The organism is Hymenobacter aranciens, assembly GCF_030580865.1.
Taxonomy (GTDB): Bacteria; Bacteroidota; Bacteroidia; order Cytophagales; family Hymenobacteraceae; genus Hymenobacter; species Hymenobacter aranciens.
In genome coordinates this window covers 52,733-69,203 of sequence record NZ_JAUQSY010000010.1, presented here as the reverse complement: position 1 = coordinate 69,203, position 16,471 = coordinate 52,733, and the positions used below count along the sequence as shown (strand labels likewise).

General features: G+C 64.1%; 20 protein-coding genes. 13 read left to right on the top strand and 7 right to left on the bottom strand.

Annotated features, from left to right (window positions below):
- The first annotated feature begins 73 nt into the window (after positions 1–73).
- The 3 genes from Q5H93_RS15735 (at position 74) to coaD (ending at position 2,081) form a co-directional block, all read left to right on the top strand.
- Positions 74–574, top strand: a complete 501-nt coding sequence (locus tag Q5H93_RS15735) for an NUDIX domain-containing protein (RefSeq protein ID WP_305007554.1) — start codon at positions 74–76, stop codon at positions 572–574.
- A 76-nt stretch (positions 575–650) separates the two neighbouring features.
- Complete coding sequence (locus Q5H93_RS15730; protein WP_305007553.1) at positions 651–1,520, top strand: DUF3822 family protein; 870 nt, start codon at positions 651–653, stop codon at positions 1,518–1,520.
- Between the two features lie 93 nt (positions 1,521–1,613).
- Positions 1,614–2,081, top strand: a complete 468-nt coding sequence (coaD, locus tag Q5H93_RS15725) for a pantetheine-phosphate adenylyltransferase (protein WP_305007552.1) — start codon at positions 1,614–1,616, stop codon at positions 2,079–2,081.
- On the opposite strand, the gene Q5H93_RS15720 is transcribed toward coaD, so the two are convergent.
- Positions 2,078–2,563, bottom strand: a complete 486-nt coding sequence (locus tag Q5H93_RS15720; RefSeq protein ID WP_305007551.1) for a hypothetical protein — start codon at positions 2,561–2,563, stop codon at positions 2,078–2,080. The genes coaD and Q5H93_RS15720 overlap by 4 nt on opposite strands.
- An 11-nt stretch (positions 2,564–2,574) precedes the next feature.
- Positions 2,575–3,273 carry an NUDIX hydrolase gene (locus Q5H93_RS15715; protein ID WP_305007550.1) on the bottom strand — a complete coding sequence of 233 codons (699 nt, stop codon included), beginning with the start codon at positions 3,271–3,273 and terminating at the stop codon, positions 2,575–2,577.
- Positions 3,274–3,417: 144 nt separating this feature from the next.
- Here Q5H93_RS15715 and Q5H93_RS15710 point away from each other — a divergent pair, with 144 nt between their 5' ends.
- On the top strand, positions 3,418–3,921 hold the full coding sequence (locus Q5H93_RS15710) for a metallophosphoesterase family protein (protein WP_305007549.1): 504 nt from the start codon (positions 3,418–3,420) through the stop codon (positions 3,919–3,921).
- A gap of 188 nt (positions 3,922–4,109) precedes the next feature.
- On the opposite strand, the gene Q5H93_RS15705 is transcribed toward Q5H93_RS15710, so the two are convergent.
- A complete protein-coding gene (locus tag Q5H93_RS15705; RefSeq protein WP_305007690.1) occupies positions 4,110–4,610 on the bottom strand; it encodes a hypothetical protein in 501 nt (166 codons plus the stop codon).
- A gap of 12 nt (positions 4,611–4,622) precedes the next feature.
- Positions 4,623–4,781, bottom strand: a complete 159-nt coding sequence (locus Q5H93_RS15700) for a hypothetical protein (protein ID WP_305007548.1) — start codon at positions 4,779–4,781, stop codon at positions 4,623–4,625.
- 151 nt (positions 4,782–4,932) lie between these two features.
- On the opposite strand from Q5H93_RS15700, the gene Q5H93_RS15695 reads away from it, so the two are divergent.
- Both Q5H93_RS15695 and Q5H93_RS15690 read left to right on the top strand, forming a co-directional pair.
- A complete protein-coding gene (locus Q5H93_RS15695) occupies positions 4,933–5,982 on the top strand; it encodes a threonine aldolase family protein (RefSeq protein ID WP_305007547.1) in 1,050 nt (349 codons plus the stop codon).
- A 58-nt stretch (positions 5,983–6,040) separates the two neighbouring features.
- On the top strand, positions 6,041–6,706 hold the full coding sequence (locus Q5H93_RS15690) for a DNA-3-methyladenine glycosylase family protein (protein ID WP_305007546.1): 666 nt from the start codon (positions 6,041–6,043) through the stop codon (positions 6,704–6,706).
- Positions 6,707–6,865: 159 nt separating this feature from the next.
- Here Q5H93_RS15690 and Q5H93_RS15685 read toward each other — a convergent pair whose 3' ends face one another.
- Together Q5H93_RS15685 and Q5H93_RS15680 are read right to left on the bottom strand one after the other, a co-directional pair.
- Positions 6,866–7,426, bottom strand: coding sequence for a 2'-5' RNA ligase family protein (locus Q5H93_RS15685; protein ID WP_305007545.1), 561 nt, complete (start codon positions 7,424–7,426; stop codon positions 6,866–6,868).
- Positions 7,427–7,430: 4 nt separating this feature from the next.
- Positions 7,431–7,997: a DUF1572 family protein gene (locus tag Q5H93_RS15680; protein WP_305007544.1), complete on the bottom strand. Its 567-nt coding sequence runs from the start codon at positions 7,995–7,997 to the stop codon at positions 7,431–7,433.
- A 66-nt stretch (positions 7,998–8,063) separates the two neighbouring features.
- Between Q5H93_RS15680 and Q5H93_RS15675 the strand changes: the two genes are divergently transcribed.
- Positions 8,064–10,265 (top strand): AsmA family protein, encoded by a 2,202-nt coding sequence (locus tag Q5H93_RS15675; protein ID WP_305007543.1) that lies wholly within the window; start codon positions 8,064–8,066, stop codon positions 10,263–10,265.
- 101 nt (positions 10,266–10,366) lie between these two features.
- Here the strand turns inward: Q5H93_RS15675 and Q5H93_RS15670 are convergent, their stop codons facing one another.
- Positions 10,367–10,777 (bottom strand): STAS/SEC14 domain-containing protein, encoded by a 411-nt coding sequence (locus Q5H93_RS15670; protein WP_305007542.1) that lies wholly within the window; start codon positions 10,775–10,777, stop codon positions 10,367–10,369.
- A gap of 191 nt (positions 10,778–10,968) precedes the next feature.
- Between Q5H93_RS15670 and Q5H93_RS15665 the strand changes: the two genes are divergently transcribed.
- From Q5H93_RS15665 to Q5H93_RS15640, 6 genes are all read left to right on the top strand, one after another.
- Positions 10,969–11,727: an acyl-CoA desaturase gene (locus Q5H93_RS15665; protein ID WP_305007541.1), complete on the top strand. Its 759-nt coding sequence runs from the start codon at positions 10,969–10,971 to the stop codon at positions 11,725–11,727.
- 34 nt (positions 11,728–11,761) lie between these two features.
- Complete coding sequence (locus tag Q5H93_RS15660; RefSeq protein ID WP_305007540.1) at positions 11,762–12,634, top strand: RNA polymerase sigma factor; 873 nt, start codon at positions 11,762–11,764, stop codon at positions 12,632–12,634.
- The gene (locus Q5H93_RS15655; protein ID WP_305007539.1) at positions 12,631–13,305 is read left to right on the top strand and encodes a hypothetical protein; all 675 of its coding nucleotides are present in this window, start codon (positions 12,631–12,633) and stop codon (positions 13,303–13,305) included. Before Q5H93_RS15660 ends, Q5H93_RS15655 begins: the two co-directional genes overlap by 4 nt.
- Complete coding sequence (locus Q5H93_RS15650) at positions 13,302–14,231, top strand: hypothetical protein (RefSeq protein WP_305007538.1); 930 nt, start codon at positions 13,302–13,304, stop codon at positions 14,229–14,231. Before Q5H93_RS15655 ends, Q5H93_RS15650 begins: the two co-directional genes overlap by 4 nt.
- A 163-nt stretch (positions 14,232–14,394) precedes the next feature.
- Positions 14,395–15,108: a hypothetical protein gene (locus Q5H93_RS15645; protein ID WP_305007537.1), complete on the top strand. Its 714-nt coding sequence runs from the start codon at positions 14,395–14,397 to the stop codon at positions 15,106–15,108.
- 24 nt (positions 15,109–15,132) lie between these two features.
- Positions 15,133–16,470 carry a T9SS type A sorting domain-containing protein gene (locus Q5H93_RS15640; protein WP_305007536.1) on the top strand — a complete coding sequence of 446 codons (1,338 nt, stop codon included), beginning with the start codon at positions 15,133–15,135 and terminating at the stop codon, positions 16,468–16,470.
- Position 16,471: the final 1 nt, after the last annotated feature.

The following is a 16,471-nucleotide window of genomic DNA, read 5'->3' as shown; positions in this document are numbered from 1 at the left end:
GTTATTTCCTCGCAAAAACCAATTCCTGCGCCCAGCGGCCCGCGTATAGCCCCACCAAACGCTTCAACTTACTATGACCGATTCCCCCGCCCCCGATTTCCTGCTCGCCGCCTACCACGACCGGGTGCGGGTGCGCGTCGGCGGCCTGCTACTCCGCGACGGGGCGCTGCTGCTGGCGGCTCACCGGGGTTTGCTGGCGGGTGGGGCGCCGTTCTGGTCGCCCCCAGGCGGCGGCTGGCAATTTGGCGAAACGCTGCGCGAGGCGCTGGTGCGCGAGTTTCGGGAAGAAACCGGCCTGACGGTGCGGGTGGGGCGTTTCCTGCATCTGCACGAGTTCAGCGCCAACCGGCTGCAGGCGCTGGAGCTGTTTTTTGAAGTGACGGCGGAGGATGAAACCGCGCAGCCCCGCCTCGGCCTCGACCCCGAGCACGCGGCCGACCAGCAGCTTATTACCGAGCTGGCCTGGCTGACGCCCCGGCAGCTGCTACACCTGCCCCCGCCGCAGGTGCACCCGGTACTGGGCCTCATTCTGAGCCCCGACGACGTTTTTGTGCCGCAGGTTCGATTGCGCTAATAAACGGGAGGTGCCGGGCGCATAAAATTCCGCGCCCGTATCTTTAAGCCCGGCCGCTGACCTGGCCTGAATTTCCGTGCCTGCTCCTGCCGCTGCTTCGTCCGTTTTGATTCCTGCTTCGCCCCTGCTGCGCATCCGCGATGATGCTTTCGACACCGGCAATCTGGACGCTTACAACCTGTACCTCACCACGGGAAGCAATCGGCTTCGCCTTGCCGTGGTCGACAGCGAGCGGCGTAAGTTTGTGGCACTGGAAGAATACGAGCTACCTACCGCCGCCCTGCCCGCGATGGCCGAGCAGCACGATTTTCTGGGCCGCCGCGGCTGGAACGAAGTGCGGCTGGCCGTCACCGGGCGGGCCTTCACGCTGCTGCCCGCGCCACTCTTTCGCCCTGGCGACGAAGAGGCCGCGCTACGCCTGCACCACGTGCTACCCGCCACCGAAACGGCCCGCCACTTCGTGCATCCCAACCTGGAGCTGGTCAATATCTACGCGGCCGACACCAGCCTCACTGATTGGCTAAGCGACACTTATGGCAACAGCGGCCGGGTACTGCACCATACCAGCGCCCTGCTGGCCGGCGTGGCGCACCAGCGCCCGGCGGGCTCGCCGCGCCGCCTCTACCTCAACCTGGGGCACGGTGAGCTGACGCTTATCGTGCTGGGCCAGTACCTGGAATACTGTAATGTCTTTGCTTTCACTACTGCCGAAGATGTACTGTACTACACTATTTTGGTAATGCAGGAGTTAGGCCTCAACCCCGACCAGGATGAGGTAGCGGTGTGGGGCGAGCTGCTGCACGACTCGGCTATTTTCTCGCTGCTCCGCACCTATCTGCGCCAGGTGCGCCTTGGTCCCCGCCCGCCCGCCGTGCAGTATAGCTACCGGCTCGATGATGTGTTTGAGCACCGTTATTTCGATTTGCTGAGCTTACACTTTGTTTGAGTTATGAGTTAAAATTCATGAGTTAAGAACTGTAAATCAAACATCTTGCTCATAACTCATAATTACTAACTCGCAACTCATAACTCAAAAACCATGTCCCGCATTGCCCTTTTTCCCGGCTCCTTCGACCCCTTCACCAACGGCCACCTTGATGTAGTGCGGCGCGGTACGACGCTGTTCGATAAGGTAATTGTGGCCATTGGCAACAACAGCAGCAAGCAGCGCTACCTGCCCGTGGAGCAGATGGTGGAGATGATAAGCGGCGTTTTCCACGACGAGCCCCGGGTGGAAATATGTTCATTCAAAGGCCTGACGGCCGAATACGCCCGCGAAGTCGGAGCTAATTACCTGCTGCGTGGCCTGCGCAATACCACTGATTTCGAATACGAAAACACAATTGCCCAAGCCAACCGGCATGTCAACCCGAACCTGGAAACCGTATTCCTGATTACCTCGCCCGTACTGGCAGCCATCAGCAGCACCATCATCCGCGAGATTCACCGTTTCGGCGGCGACGTGACGGATTTCGTGCCCTTCCCGCTGCCGGCGGCGGGCAGCTAGGGCTGCGGCAAATTGCGGGCCACCACGCGAAAGCCTAAGAACTTACCAACGGGCCGGGCTTTGAATACGGCCAGCAGCAGATAATCCCTGGCATTCAGGTCGAGGTTGGCCTGTTGCATCAGTCGTTCTTCGTCCGGACCCACTACCACCAAGTCGATAACCTGGTGGCTTTTTGCATCGAAGGTTGCCACAATGGGCAGCTTACCGGCTTGAAAAAGTGCCGTCGAATCATTCGGCGAGCCGCGCTGCTCGAGGGGCAGCGTCACGGGGTCGTGGTAGTCGGCCGGCGCGGGTACGGGCGGGCCGAGACGCACTATTAGCTCAGCCGCGTTCAGACCTAATAGACTGGGTACGTCATACTCCACGGGCACTGGCGCGGACTTCGCTGCCGTGGCTGGCACTGGCTTGTGCGGGTCGTGCACACCGGAGCAGGCCGCCAGCCCCAGGCCAGCGACCACGCTCAGCCCAAGCCAGCGGAGCATACGAAACTGCATTATTTCTCGGTGGGCGAAGCCTCCTTTTTGTTGCCTATTGTGCTGAGGTAATGGCGCATCACCAGGGCAATGGAAGCGTAAGAATCCTCCAGCTTGGCCAGGGCTTCCTTGGGGCTCATCCAGCGCACTTCTTCGATATACTCCTCGGCCTGGGGCTTCATCAGCGTGTCGTCGAGGCACTTCATGACGTACCAGCTGGTTTTTTTCAGCATTTTGTTGCCTTTGTAGGCGTAGCTGTGCCAGGTGCTGGGCAACTGCTCGCCCAGTTCCAGCTTGATGTTGGTTTCCTCCTCCACTTCGCGAATGGCGCCAGCCGCCGTGTCTTCGTCGCGGGTGAGCTTGCCTTTGGGTAAGTCCCACTTGCCCAAGCGGTAAATCATCAGCACCTGGTCGCCTTTCACTACCAGGCCGCCAGCGGCCTTGGCTATTTTGAACTGGTCCTTGAAGTGCAGGGTGATATATTTTTTCTTTTTCACCGTCATAGTCAGCGACTTCAGCTTTTTGAGCTTTTTCACTTCCATGAGGCGCAGCAGGCGGTCGATGAACTGCGTGGTGGCGTCGCGCACCAGCACGTCGCCAATCAGGTCTTTCGACGTGAACTCGTCTTCGGGATTGAGGACGAGGTCGAACTTATGCTTGTAAATTTTTTCGCTGGCCTTTTTGATAACCAGCGGAATGTCGTTGATGAAAATATTCATCGGAGAAATCGAAATGAAAGAATGATATTGGCCCGAACGCTGCTTACGAGGCCAGCATGGCACCCGCCGCCGGCTGGCACCAACAACGGCGTGCAAGATACGCGGCCGGGCCGGTTTAGGACGCCGGGGCTGCATCTTTGCAGCATGACGCGCATTGGCCTGCTTTCTGATACCCACGGCTACCTCGACGACCGCATTACGCACCACTTGCGCGACTGCGACGAAATATGGCACGCCGGCGATTTCGGCGATGCAGCAGTCGTCGAGGCCCTGGAAGACCTCGCCCCGCGTTTCCGGGGCGTGTACGGCAATATCGACGGCGCGGACGTCCGCCAGACCCAACCGCTGGTGCAGGACTTTGAAATTGAAGGCTTGCGGGTGCTTATGACGCACATCGGCGGCTACCCGGGGCACTACGCCCCGGCCGCCCGGCCGCTGCTGGCGGCGGCGCGGCCGGGGCTGTTCATTACGGGCCATTCGCACATCCTGCGCGTCATGCCCGACCCGAAACTAGGGCTGCTACACCTCAACCCCGGGGCAGCCGGGCAGCACGGGTTTCACCAGATGCGCACGCTGTTGCGCTTTGGCATCGAGCGCGGAAAGGTGGTGGATTTGCAGGCCGTGGAGTTGGGAAAGCGGGGGCGGTAGTCCTTATTGTTGTGTTAAATACGGAACTGTCATGCTGAACGCAGTGAAGCATCTTATCGCGCTGGAACGATTGAGTCAGTGTCTCGTTCAGCCGTGATAAGATGCTTCACTGCGTTTAGCATGACAGATAACGAAAAAAGCGCCCATCTTTCGACAGGCGCTTTCTTTGAGCTTATAGCTCAAAAAGCTTACAGCGCAATTTCGGGCTTGGGGTGCTCGCCTTCCTGACCGTCTTCGTTGACGGGCTTGGTTACGGCTTCGGCATCGTCGAAAGCTTTGGCGTTGGCGGCAGTTTTGTCGCCGGACACCACTTCTTTCACTTTATCAACGGCGTCGCTGATGGCGTGCGAAGCTTTCTCCACTACTTCGGAGTGCGACACGGCTTCTACGGCATCGCTCACAGCTTCTTTGGCTTTTTCAACCACGCTGGAATGCGAAACAGCGTCGGCGACGTCGGCGGCCACTTCTTTCACTTTATCGACGGCCGCGCTGGCGGCGTTCTTCACCGAGTTCAGGATGCTGGTTTCGTCTTTCTTAGCCGTAGCCGTGGTGCCGAAGCGCGACTTCAGCTCCTCGATATCCACGTTTTTGAGGACGGGCGTGCGAAGCAGGTTCTTGATGATGTTCTGCTTGTTATTGGCACGGGCAATGTTTTTGCGGTGCTTGCGCTTCAGGCGGGTAACGGACATGGCGAAAAGAGGTTAGGCGTTGGCGGCCGAGGTGGTGAAACGCGACTTCAGCTCTTCCAGGTCAACGTTTTTGAGGACAGGAGTACGGAGCAGGTTCTTGATGATATTCTGCTTGTTGTTGGCACGCGCGATGTTCTTGCGGTGCTTGCGCTTCAGGCGGGTAACGGACATGGCCGGTAAGTTTAAAAATCCAGAGTCTTACGAAAGGGAGGGCAAAAGTACGGCTTTTGGCCGGGAAGTGCAAGTCGATTAGGCATTTTGTTGCTTCTGAAGCGGCTGAACGCTGCCAACCGGTTCGGCAACGGCTACTTTTGTCCGACTTATGACGACCACCGCCGCTGCCAACCCGCCCATTATCGACCTGCGCTCTGATACCGTGACGCGCCCCACGCCGGCCATGCTGGCCGCCATGCAGGCCGCACCCGTCGGCGACGATGTGTACGAGGAAGACCCCACCATGCGGGCGTTGGAAGAAGCCGCCGCCGCCCGGTTCGGCCTGGCAGCCGGGCTGTTCTGCCCCTCCGGCACCATGACCAACCAGATTGCCATCAAGGCCCACACCGAGCCGCTGAGCGAAGTTATCTGCGAGCAAACGGCCCACGTCTACCTCTGGGAAGTGGGCGGTATTGCCTTTCATTCGGGAGCCAGCGTGGCGCTGCTGCCCGGCCAGCGCGGCCGCCTCACCGCCGCTCAAATCGAAGCCGCCATCCGGCCCGAAAACGTGCACTACCCCACCACGCGGCTGGTGTGCCTCGAAAATACCCACAACCGCGGCGGCGGCAGCTGCTACGCCTGGGACGACTTGCAACAGATTGCCACGCTGACCAAGCGCGAGGGACTGGCGCTGCACCTGGATGGGGCGCGCATTTTTAATGCGCTGGTGGTTACCGGGCAGCGCAGTGAAGACTACGGGCAGCTATTCGACTCTATTTCCGTTTGTTTTTCGAAAGGCCTGGGCGCGCCGGTGGGCTCGGTGTTGCTGGGCTCGGCGGCGTTTATTAGGAAATGCCGCCGGATTCGGAAGGTCATGGGCGGCGGGATGCGGCAGGCTGGATATCTGGCGGCGGCGGGAATTTATGCCTTGGAAAACAACATTGAGCGCCTGGCTGACGACCACCGTCGCGCCGCTCAGCTAGCTGATATGTTGCAGCAGCAAGCCTACGTGGCCGAAGTGCTGGCCCCGGAAACCAACCTCATCATGTTCCGCCTGCACGACTACGTGCCAGCCGCCGATTTCCTGGCGTATCTCGAACAGCAAGGTATTCGGGCCAGCAGCTTCGGCCCGCAGTGGATTCGCTTTGTGACGCACCTCGACGTGGACGACGCGGGCGTGGAGCGGGTACAGCAGGCGCTGGCGGCGGCGCCCTATTAGGCGGCGAACCTCAAGGGAGCTTTTGGGGTTGACACTTTCCCTTTACTCCTACGAATCCATGCTCACCACTCCCCTACCCGCCTTCACTTACGACGTCAAAACCGCCGCCGCGCACCTCTCGGCCGCCGACCCGCGCCTGGCGGCCATCATTGCCAATGGCCGCGAAATTCAGCCCCGGCCGCACGAGGATTTGTATCTGGCGCTACTGCGGGCCATTGTCAGCCAGCAGATTTCGACTAAGGCGGCCGCAGCCATCTGGAAAAGATTTCAGGCGCTGTTTCCGCCCGAGGGCTACCCCGAACCGCGCGAGGTGCTGGCGATGGACGAAGACACGCTACGTAGCGCCGGGCTGTCGCGCCAGAAAGCTGGTTATCTAAAAGCCATTGCCGAGTACAACGAGCGCGGCCTGCTCGACTACGAGCACCTCAGCCAGCTGGAAGAAGACACTTTCACCCAACACCTTACCCAGATAAAAGGCGTGGGCCGCTGGACGGCCCAGATGCTGCAGATGTTCGCCCTCGACCAGCCCGACGTGTTCTCCGAAGGCGACCTGGGCGTGCAGAACGCCATGCGCCGCCTCTACGGCCTGGAGGAAACCGGCCGGGCGCTGCAGAGGCGCATGCTGCAGATTGCGGAGGGCTGGCGGCCGTACCGGTCGCTGGCTTGCAAGTACTTGTGGCAGTCGCTGGACAATGGGACGCAGGTGCCGCCGACGGTGGAGTAAGGAGCGGCGAGGCAAAAAGAACGTCATCCTGAGCCGAAGGCGAAAGGACCTCGCCCGCGCCGGTTGGATTGGTAAATCTAATCGTTACAACGAAAAGAAATTACTACCCCACATGGCGCGGGCGAGGTCCTTTTGCCTTCGGCTCAGGATGACGTTCTGCTACTCCACCAGCTCCGACTCCAGCCAGCTGCCAAACGCGAATTCCTCCTGCCGCAGAAATAAATCCCCCTTCTGCTCCAGGATAGCGAGGTTATCGACCTGAAATTTCAGGTTGAACGTCTGTTCATTGAGGTAGCGGAGCACTTCGCCCAGCAGGTCAGGGGTGGTGTCGTGCAGGGCCAGCGAGATGTGCGGCAGCCAGCAGTCGGCGCCGCTGAATTTGTCGGTGCGCAGGCAGAGCGGGGCGGTAGCTTCGTGAATCCGGCGGTGCAGGGCATTGAGCGCCTCGGAGCGCAGCACCGGAATATAAATAACCGGATTCGGCCCCGGAAAAATGCCCAGGCCAGTGGTGTAGGCTGCGAACGGCTGGGTTTGACGGGCAACCTTGGCCAACACATCTATAAGTGCCGTGCGCTTGCCCACGCCGGCCAGCTGGTAGGTGATGTGGGGGTCGGGCGTGGCCTGCACGTCGTCGAGGCCAAACTCCGTTTCCAGGCTCTTGATGATGCGGTTGATGCGCGCGGCAGCGGGCGGGCTCAGGAGCGAAGTAATGGCAAGCATGGTGCTACTTACTGGCTGCGGCTTGCATTTGTTGATTAAACTGGTCGCTATGGCCGCGTGGGATGCTAAGGCTGACGAACTCATTTCCCCGAATTAGTTTGGCCAGCTGCACCAGCTGGCCTGCGTGATTAGAATAGTGCGCCACCTGGCGCTGCAGTGCCTGCAGCACCGTGTGCGGCTCGTGCCGGATGGTGACGGTACGCAGCAAATCGGCCGGCTCGAGGCCAGCCAGGGTATCAAATAAGATAATCCAGGCGGCGTCCCACTCGGTCTGCAGTGCCGGAATAGCGGCGGCCGACGCGGGCGCGTCAAACTCGCGCTCGCGCTGGCGGGTGGGCTTTTCGCCGTCGGTGCTCAGAAAATCGGTGAAGCGCGAGCGTAGGTTGCCGGCCACGTGCTGCACGATGACGGCGGCGCTGTTGCTGCCGGGCGCGGGCTCGTGCAGCCATTCGGCGGGCGCGAGCTGGGCCAGGGCGCGGTCGGCGAGGCTTTTGGCGGCTTCGAAGCTGTGCTGTAGATTTTGAAGCACAGCTAGTCCCAGGGCCTCGGCAGATGAAGATTCGACGCTCATGGCCGCAAGTTAGCACAACCCCGGGCATACCCTTTGCCGTTAGCGGGGCAGCCTTGTTGTGTTGTTGTGTCCGATTCTGCTCCTTCCGTTCCTGCTTCGCCGCCCACTCGTCGCTACCGCTGGGCTTGGTGGCTGCTGGGCATTCTGGCCACGGTAGCGCTGCTAATTGGGCTGGCGCTGTACTTCCTGGACCCCTGGCTGAAGCAAAAGCTGGAGAAGCAGGTGGCCGAACAAACCCACGGCCAGTACCAGTTGAAAATCGGCGACCTGCGCACGCATCTGTTCAGTGGCAGCATTGAGCTGCGCTACCTGCGCCTGCGCCCCGCCGCCCAGGTAGCCGACACGCTGCCGCGCCTGCGCGCCGCCGCCGCCCGGCTCACGGTATCGGGCGTGGGCCTGTGGGAAGTGTGGCGCAAGGAGGTAGTGCCCGTCGATAGCCTCGCCCTCGACTCGCTGCGCTTTGCCCTGGAATGCTTCCCCAAAAAGCCCACCTGCCCCGACCCGCGCCCGCTGCACCAGCGCCTGCCGCTGGGCCTCCCGGGCCTGCGCCTGGGCTTGCTGCGCCTGCACGATGCCCAGTTGGTAGCCCAAAACGAAGCCAAGCCCCTTGCCCGCCTGCGCCGCGCCAACCTCACTGCCCGCGACCTGCTGCTCACCGCCGCCGGCGCCGCCGACACCCAGCGCCTGGCCTACGCCGCCGCCTGGCAGGTAGCCCTGCGCGGCACCCGCTTCGACGGCGGCCTGCACCAGATTCGCGTGGGCCGGGCCTACTTTTCCACCGACAGCCAGAGCCTGACTTTGCGCCGCGTGCAGCTCTGGCCCGCCCGGCCCGACGAGCCCCGCCACGGCGCCGCCCGCTTCCGGCTCAACCTGCCCGAGCTGCGCGCCAAAGGCTTAAAAGCCGCCCGCTGGCAGCATCTGCGCCATTTTCAGGCCGATTCGCTGGTACTGGAATCGCCCTCGCTCAGCTTCTGGCCGCCCGACCAGCCGCCGCCCCCGGTGTGGAAAATGCTGGCCCCGCTGCTGGGCCGGGCCGACCTGAAGGCCGGACAGGTGCGCCACGGCTGGCTGGCCTTTGCCGAGCTCAGCCACCAACCCGTAGCACGCGGAATCAACTTATTAGGCTTGGGTATTCGGGTCGATTCGGTGGCCGGGCGCAACGGCTCGGGGCGGGTGCTGTATGCCCGGCGCTGGGTGGGCTCGTCGGGACGCATCACGGGCACCTTTAGCGCGCCCACGTACCCGGCCAGCATCGCGCAGCTGAATTTCGACACCCAAAAGGGCTGGGTGCGCCTGCGCCGGCTGGCCCTCACGCCCCGGTTTCGGCCCGCCGAGCTCAACCGCCGGGTGGGCTACCAGAAATCGACCATTGCCCTGCGCATTGCCGAATTAAACTTCCAGGGCGTTGATTTCCCCCGGCTGGCCGACGACAAAGACGTATTCGTCAGCCGCCTCACCGCCGAGCGGCCCCGCCTCTACATTGCCAGCGACGGCCGCGGCCCCCTCACCCCCTACCCCTCCGACATCACCCCTGAGGCCGTGCGCCGCCTCAAGTTCAAGCTCGACGTGCGCCGCTTCGACGTGCGCAACGGCCGCCTGCTGAGCGTCTACCGCAGCCCCGCCACTCCTATTGCCGGCACGTTGCGCTTCACCCGCTTCGGCGGCTCCATCTTCAATTTCAGCAACACCCACCACCAGACGCCCGCCACGCCCCTCACCGGCTACGCCGTGGGCTACCTCGAAAACCAGTGCCGCATGGAAGTGCACCTGCGCGCCTACCTGCTCGACCCGCTGGGCCGGCACACCGGCTGGGGCAATTTCGGCCCCGCCCAGCTCACCATCCTCAACCCCATGCTGCTGCCCACCCGCGAAATGCGCTTCGAAAGCGGCCAGGTGCAGCGCATCGACTTCACCATGCGCGGCGACCAGAAACAGGTGACCGGCACCATGCGGGCCCGCTACTCGGACGTAAAATTTCAGCAGCTGCGTTATAAAAAGAAGGACGACAAAATCGACAAAACTCTCTGGACCCGCCTCAAAACCGGCGCCATCAACGCCGTCATCCGCGACCAGAACCCGCGCCCCGGCGGCCGCTTCGTAACCGGCGAGATGACCTCGCGCCGCGAGCCCCGCTTCTCGGTGTTTTCGCTCTGGCGGCAGGGCATCGTGAGCGGCGGCCTGCACAGCGTGGGCGTGCCCCAGAAAATGGCCCAAAAGCTCAGCCAGTCCCAGGATACCGCCCCGCTGCCGCCGGCCGGCGCGCGGTAAAAGGCCCCGGTCGGCACCCATAAAGAAGCCCCGCAACCAGTGGTTGCAGGGCTTCTTTGATAATGTTGGTGAAGGCGTTCTAAAGTTTGCCAGCCAAACCCCTACCCCCGCTGCTGACACGCCAGCAGCCACTGCTGGGCCTCTTCGGTAGTGCTGAACACCTCGGCATGAAAAGCCGTGAGCTGCGCGTAGAAGTTAGCCGCCGACCCGTCGGCCAGCGTTTCGGGCGTCGAAACCAGAGCAAAATACTGCAGCCCCGCCTTCGCTGCATTCGGTGCCCACTCGTTAATCACCCAGTCCATGGTATGGTCCCAGGGTCCGCGCACCGAGCGCGTGTCGTTCAGCACGCAGGCAAAGCCCGAGGCGGCCAGGGCCGCCGTGTAGGCTTTAGCCCCCTCCTTGATGCTCTCGGCCGTGAGGTAGCCCTGCCAGTCCACGGCAATCCAGCGGTTGGTTTCATCGGTATCTACGGTCAGATAAGTACGCCCCAGTGATGTTTTTAATTCTTGCATGCCCAAAAGGTACGTCTTTTCTAAGCAGCCGGGCCCGGCCGACCTGCCGCTGGCCCTTTCCGCACGCATTGGGTTGAATTGTGGTATCTTCCAGCAGCACTAGCTGAACCGAAGCGACAGAGCCACCAGACAATTGGGCCGCGGGTTTCTTTTCTCCGACCTGTGATGTCCCTCACTCTCTGGCCCTGCCCATGATTATTCTGGCGTTTTTCCTCGCCCACTGGTACCTGTCGCTCTTCACCCAGACCTTCTTCCACCACCGCTACGCCGCCCACCGCATGTTCTCGATGAGCTACGGCTGGGAGCGGGTGTTCTTTATTTTTTCCTTCCTGATGCAGGGCTCCAGCTTTATGTCGCCCCGCGCCTACGCGCTGCTGCACCGCATGCACCACGCCTACTCCGACACGCCCCTCGACCCCCACTCCCCGCATAACTCTTCCAACGCCTTCACCATGATGTGGAAGACCCGCACCGCCTACCAGGAGTGCGTCTTCGGCACTTCCGTGGCGGCCGAGCGCTTCGCCGGCGAATACCCCGAGTGGCCCGCCCTCGAAGCCTTCGCCAACCAGTGGTACGGCCGCCTCGGCTGGGGCCTGCTCTATATTATGTTCTATGTCACCTTCGCCAACGCCTGGTGGCAATATCTGCTGCTGCCCATCCACTTCACCATGGGTGCCTTCCACGGCGCCATCGTCAACTGGGCCGGCCACAAATACGGCTACCAGAACTTCGACAACCGCGACCAAAGCCGCAACTCTCTCTTCTTCGACTTCCTCACCGGCGGCGAATTGTTCCAGAACAACCACCACAAGCTCCCCAACCGTCCCAACTTCGGCGTCAAAAAATGGGAGCTCGACCCCACCTACCCCGTCATCTGGACCTTCAATAAACTGGGCATCATCAAGCTCAAGGCCCCCAAGCCAGTGGCCTACCCGCTCGTCCCGGCTTAACCGAAAGGCTGCTTCCCCCGAAGCAGCCTTTTTTGTGTCTGATGCTTCCTACCACCAGCCGGACCTCTCCTACCACCAGCCGGACCTCTCCTACCACCTGCCAGAGCCCTCCTACCACCGGCCGGAACCTTCCTACCACCGTCCAGACCTCTCCCACCGCCTGCAAGTACCTTCCCACCGCCTGCAAGTAGGCTCCCACCGCCTGCAAGTACCTTCCCACCGCCTGCAAGTAGTCTCCCACCACCTGCGAGAGGCCTCCCACCGCCTGCAAGTAGGCTCCCACCACTCACCCCCAAACTTTTTTTCCTGCCCCAACCAACCTTTGCCCCCGCCCGCGGCATTCCAGGGCAAAGCATCCCGCGTGGCCCCTCCTCTACCCCTTTCCTTTACTTCTGATGAGCAGCTGCTGGCCGCCTGCCTGCGCCACGACCGGCAGGCCCAGCACCAGCTCTACCAGCGCCACAAGGCTGCCCTTTTCTCCTGCGCCCTGCGCATCCTCGGCGACCGTGAGCTGGCCCAGGATGCCCTGCAGGAAGCCTTCGTCGCCGCCTTCCAGCGCCTCGCCCAGTTCCGCCAGGAGGCCCCGCTAGCCGCCTGGCTCAAAGGCATCGTGGTGCGCTGCGCCCTGCGCGTGCTGCGCCAGGAGCAGCGCATGGAAGTCTACCGCCCCCAGCACCACCCCGAGCCCCTCGTGCCCTGGCACGACGCCCTCACCGGCGAAGCCCTCGAGCGCGCCATCGCCGAGCTGCCCGCCGGCTACCGCGCCGTCTTCTGCCTCGTCGAAGTCGAAGGCTACCTCCACCGTGAAGTCGCCGAGCTGCTCAGCATCAGCGAGGGCACCAGCAAATCGCAGCTCCACCACGCCAAGCGCCTGCTCCAGGTCAAACTCCACCACCTCCAGCCATGAGCCAGCCCCCCGACCTTCCCGAAGCCGGCCGCCCCCACCTCCAGCGCGCCCTCGCCCAGCTCCCCCTCCACGAGCCCGACGCCACCCTCTGGCCCCGCATCACCCGGCAGCTCGACGCCGAAGCCGCCCCCGCCCAAGCCCTCCCCCCGCTCCCCCTCCACGAGCCCGACGACGACCTCTGGCTCCGCATCGCCGCCCAACTCGACGCCGAAACCGCCCTGCCCACCCCCGCGCCAGCGCCCATCACCCGCCGCCTCTGGCCCGCCTACCGCGTAGCCGCTGGCCTCGCCGCCGCCGTGCTGCTCGTCTTCGCTATCTGGCAAGTAAAGCCCGCCCCCACCACCTTGCGCGACACCATTAGCTACCACCAAGAGGTAGTACCCGCCCCCGCCGAAGCCTTCCCCGCCCCGCCCGCCCCCGCCGCCGACCCCCTCGCCCAGCAAAGCCGCCGCTTCATCGACGCCCAGTGCAGCGCCCTGCCCGCCGTCTGCCAGTCGGCCGATTTCCAGCACCTGCGCGCCCAGCTCACCGAGCTCGACGCCGAAGAGCAGCGCCTCCAGCAAGCCATCCACCGCCTCGGCCCCAGCCCCGACATGCTCCGCCACCAGGTCCAGGTCGCCACCCTCAAAGCCACCCTCACCCGCGACCTCATTCAGCTCCTCATCTCATGATGTTTCTTTTACGAAGCTGGCCTCTGCTACTAACCCTGCTGACCCTTGCCGCCGCCGGCCCCGCCCACGCCCAGGCCCCGCGCACCGTGCAGGTGCTCACCCGCACCCTTGAGCAGTCCTTTGCCTGCCCGCCCGGCACCCTCGTCCGCATCCGGGCCGAGAAAGCCACCCTGCGCGTGCAGGGCTGGGACCAGCCCACCGTGCAGGTCGTCCTCCGCCTCAGCGCCCGCCATCCCGACCGCGCCATCGCCGGGCAGGACCTTCCCGCCGCCCGCCACCAGCTCCGCCAATCCGGCGGCGTCATCGACCTCGTCAACTACTTCTCCCTGCCCGCCAACGCCCCCGCCCTGCGCGCCGACCTCCGCGCCGAGTTCACCATCCACCTGCCCGCCGCCGCCGCCGTCGAAATCGTCAACGCCTACGGCCAGACCTTCCTGCTCGACCTCACCGGCCGCCAGCAGCTCACCCAGGACTTCGGCCAAATCACCCTCCAGAACCTGCGCGGCAGCCTCCAAACCACCCTCCGCTACGCCGACCTCCAGGCCACCAACACCCACCTCACCTTCACCTGCGACGCCGACAAGTCGGCCCTGCGCCTCACCCAGGCCGCTGGCCGCTACACCATCCGCAACCGCTACGGCAGCGTCTACTTCGCCCCCACCGCCGCCCTGCTCGGCGCCTTCATCGACGCCGAGCGCAGCGCCGTCACCCTCGCCGTGCCCCAGCTCGACCACTTCCGCTACCGCCTCGCCACCGCCCAGGGCACCCTCACCGTGCCCCCCAGCCTCGCCGCCGCCCGCCGCGGCCGCCCCACCCACCCCTCGCTCGACGTGCCCATCCCCGCCCCGGCTCCCCTCATCCGCGTCGAAACCTCCTACGCCCCCCTCACCCTCGAAACCCTCCCCCCGCTGCTCATCAAGTACTGACCAAGGCCGCTGGCGCGCGTCTCCGACGCGTGCCGACTGGGTTCGAGTCTCCGACTCGCGCCCCCGAGCGACTCCTTGCCCGATGTTCTATGTAACGAGCCAGAGGCTCGAACCCAGTCGGCACGCGTCGGAGACGCGCGCCAGCGTCCCTAAACTTTTTCCCATGCTCCCTCGCCTCCTCTCCCTGCTAGCCGCCATCCTGCTGCTCGCCCGCCCCACCCAGGCCCAAACCCTCCCCGACACCACCGGCGTGCGCTATACCCAGGAAACGGTAGCCGACTCCGACCCCGACGCCGCCTGGCTTGCCGGCCTCAGCAAGCTCACCCGCCTCCAAATCGAAGAGCACCGCCTCTGGAAAATCGGCCTCACCCAGTTCGCCTTCGGCAGCGCCAGCACCGATTCCCGCTACGGCCTCAACTTCATCTACGAGCACAAGCTGCGCACCAATTGGTCGGTAATGGCCGAAATCAGCCCCGCCCTGCTGCGCTACCGCCCCCTCCCCACCACCGCCCGGCGCACCGGTGCCGAAGTCGAATCCCAGGTAGCCGCCCGCTACTACTACAACCTCAATCGGCGCATCCGCAAGGGCAAAAGCGCCAGTAATTTCTCGGCCAACTACCTCTCCTTGGCCCTCGGCAGCAGCCTGGGCCGCTACGGCTTCGGCACCCCCTTCACCTCCGACGGCTCTCAGGGCCAGTCCTTCCGCGCCTCAGCCGCCCTGCTCTATGGCTTCCAGCGCCGCCTCGGCCGCTACGGCTTCTTCGACCTCATGGCCGGCCTGCCCCTGCCCCTCAGCCCCCGCCTCGGCCCCCTCTTCCCCAAAAACTCCCTCAACCTCCTCCTCGATTTCCGCCTCGGTCTGGCCCTCGGCCGCTAATCCTTCCTCATCTCCTTTTACCAAATGACCTCCCCCCAATTCATGAGCTCCTACCGCTACTTCTTATCCCTCCTCCTGCTCCTGCTTACCCTCCCCGCCCGCGCCCAGTGGGTGGCCCAGCCCTTCACCTTCGACACCCCCGATGTGCTCGCCTACCGCTTCGCCATCGTCGATGCCAACGTGCTCTGGGCCGCCGGCTACGACGAAAGCTTCGCCAACCGCAGCGTGGCCCTCACCACCAACGGCGGCACCACCTGGACCCGCCGCCCCGTCCCCACCCTCACCGCCACCGAGTTCCTCACCAGCGTCAGCGCCACCAGCGCCCTCGATGCCTGGGTCACCATCGCCAATGCCACCAGCGGCGGCCGCCTGCTCCACACCACCGACGGCGGCACCACCTGGACCGCCCCCGCCGCCGCCCCCAACTTCGGCCCCGCCCTGCCCAACTTCGTCCATTTCTTCACCCCCACCAATGGCGTCGCCGTGGCCGACCCCCTCAGCGCCCCCACCGATACCTTCGCCATCTTCGTCACCCGCGACGGCGGCCTCACCTGGCGCCCCGCCGCCAGCGTGCCCGCCCCCCTGCCCGACGAAAACGGCGTCGTCCTCGCCCCCGTCGCCATCGGCAATTTCCTCTGGTTTGCCACCGATGAAGGCCGCGTCTTCACCTCCCCCGACCAGGGCGACACCTGGCTGGCCGCCGTTTCCAACACCGTGGCCGCCGAGCAGTACGCCGTCGCCTTCACCGATGCCGCCCACGGAATCACCGTCAGCGTCAACGGCGCCACCAGCCAGCAGTACCTCCACGCCACCACCGACGGCGGCCTCACCTGGCAGCTGCTCCCCCACACCGGCCCGCTCTTCTCCGCCGGCATCGCCGGCGTGCCCGGCACCAATCTACTCCTCTCCGTCGGCGCCGGCGACCTCGGCCCGAACGACGTCGGCTCGTCTTACTCCCGCGACTTCGGCGCCACCTGGACCGCCCTCGAAACCTCCCAGTACCACGTCGGCGTGGCCGCCCACGGTCCCACCGCCGTCTGGTCCGGCGCCTCCCGCGCCGATGCCACCAGCCTGGGCATCTACCGCCTCGGCGCCACCGCCCTGGCCACCCGCCCCACCGCCCGCCCCGCCCAGCCTGCCTACCCCAACCCCAGCCTCACCGGCGAGTTCCGCCTGCCCCTGCCCGCCGCCCCCGCCACCGTAGCCATCACCGATGCCCTGGGCCGCGAAGTGTTCCGCACCACCACCCCTGGCCTCCAGCCCGAGCTTGCCCTGTCCCTGCGCGGCCACGCCCCCGGCGTGTACCTGCTCACCCTTAGCACCGCCGCCGGCACCACCCGCCAGCAGCTGGTAGTGCAGTAGC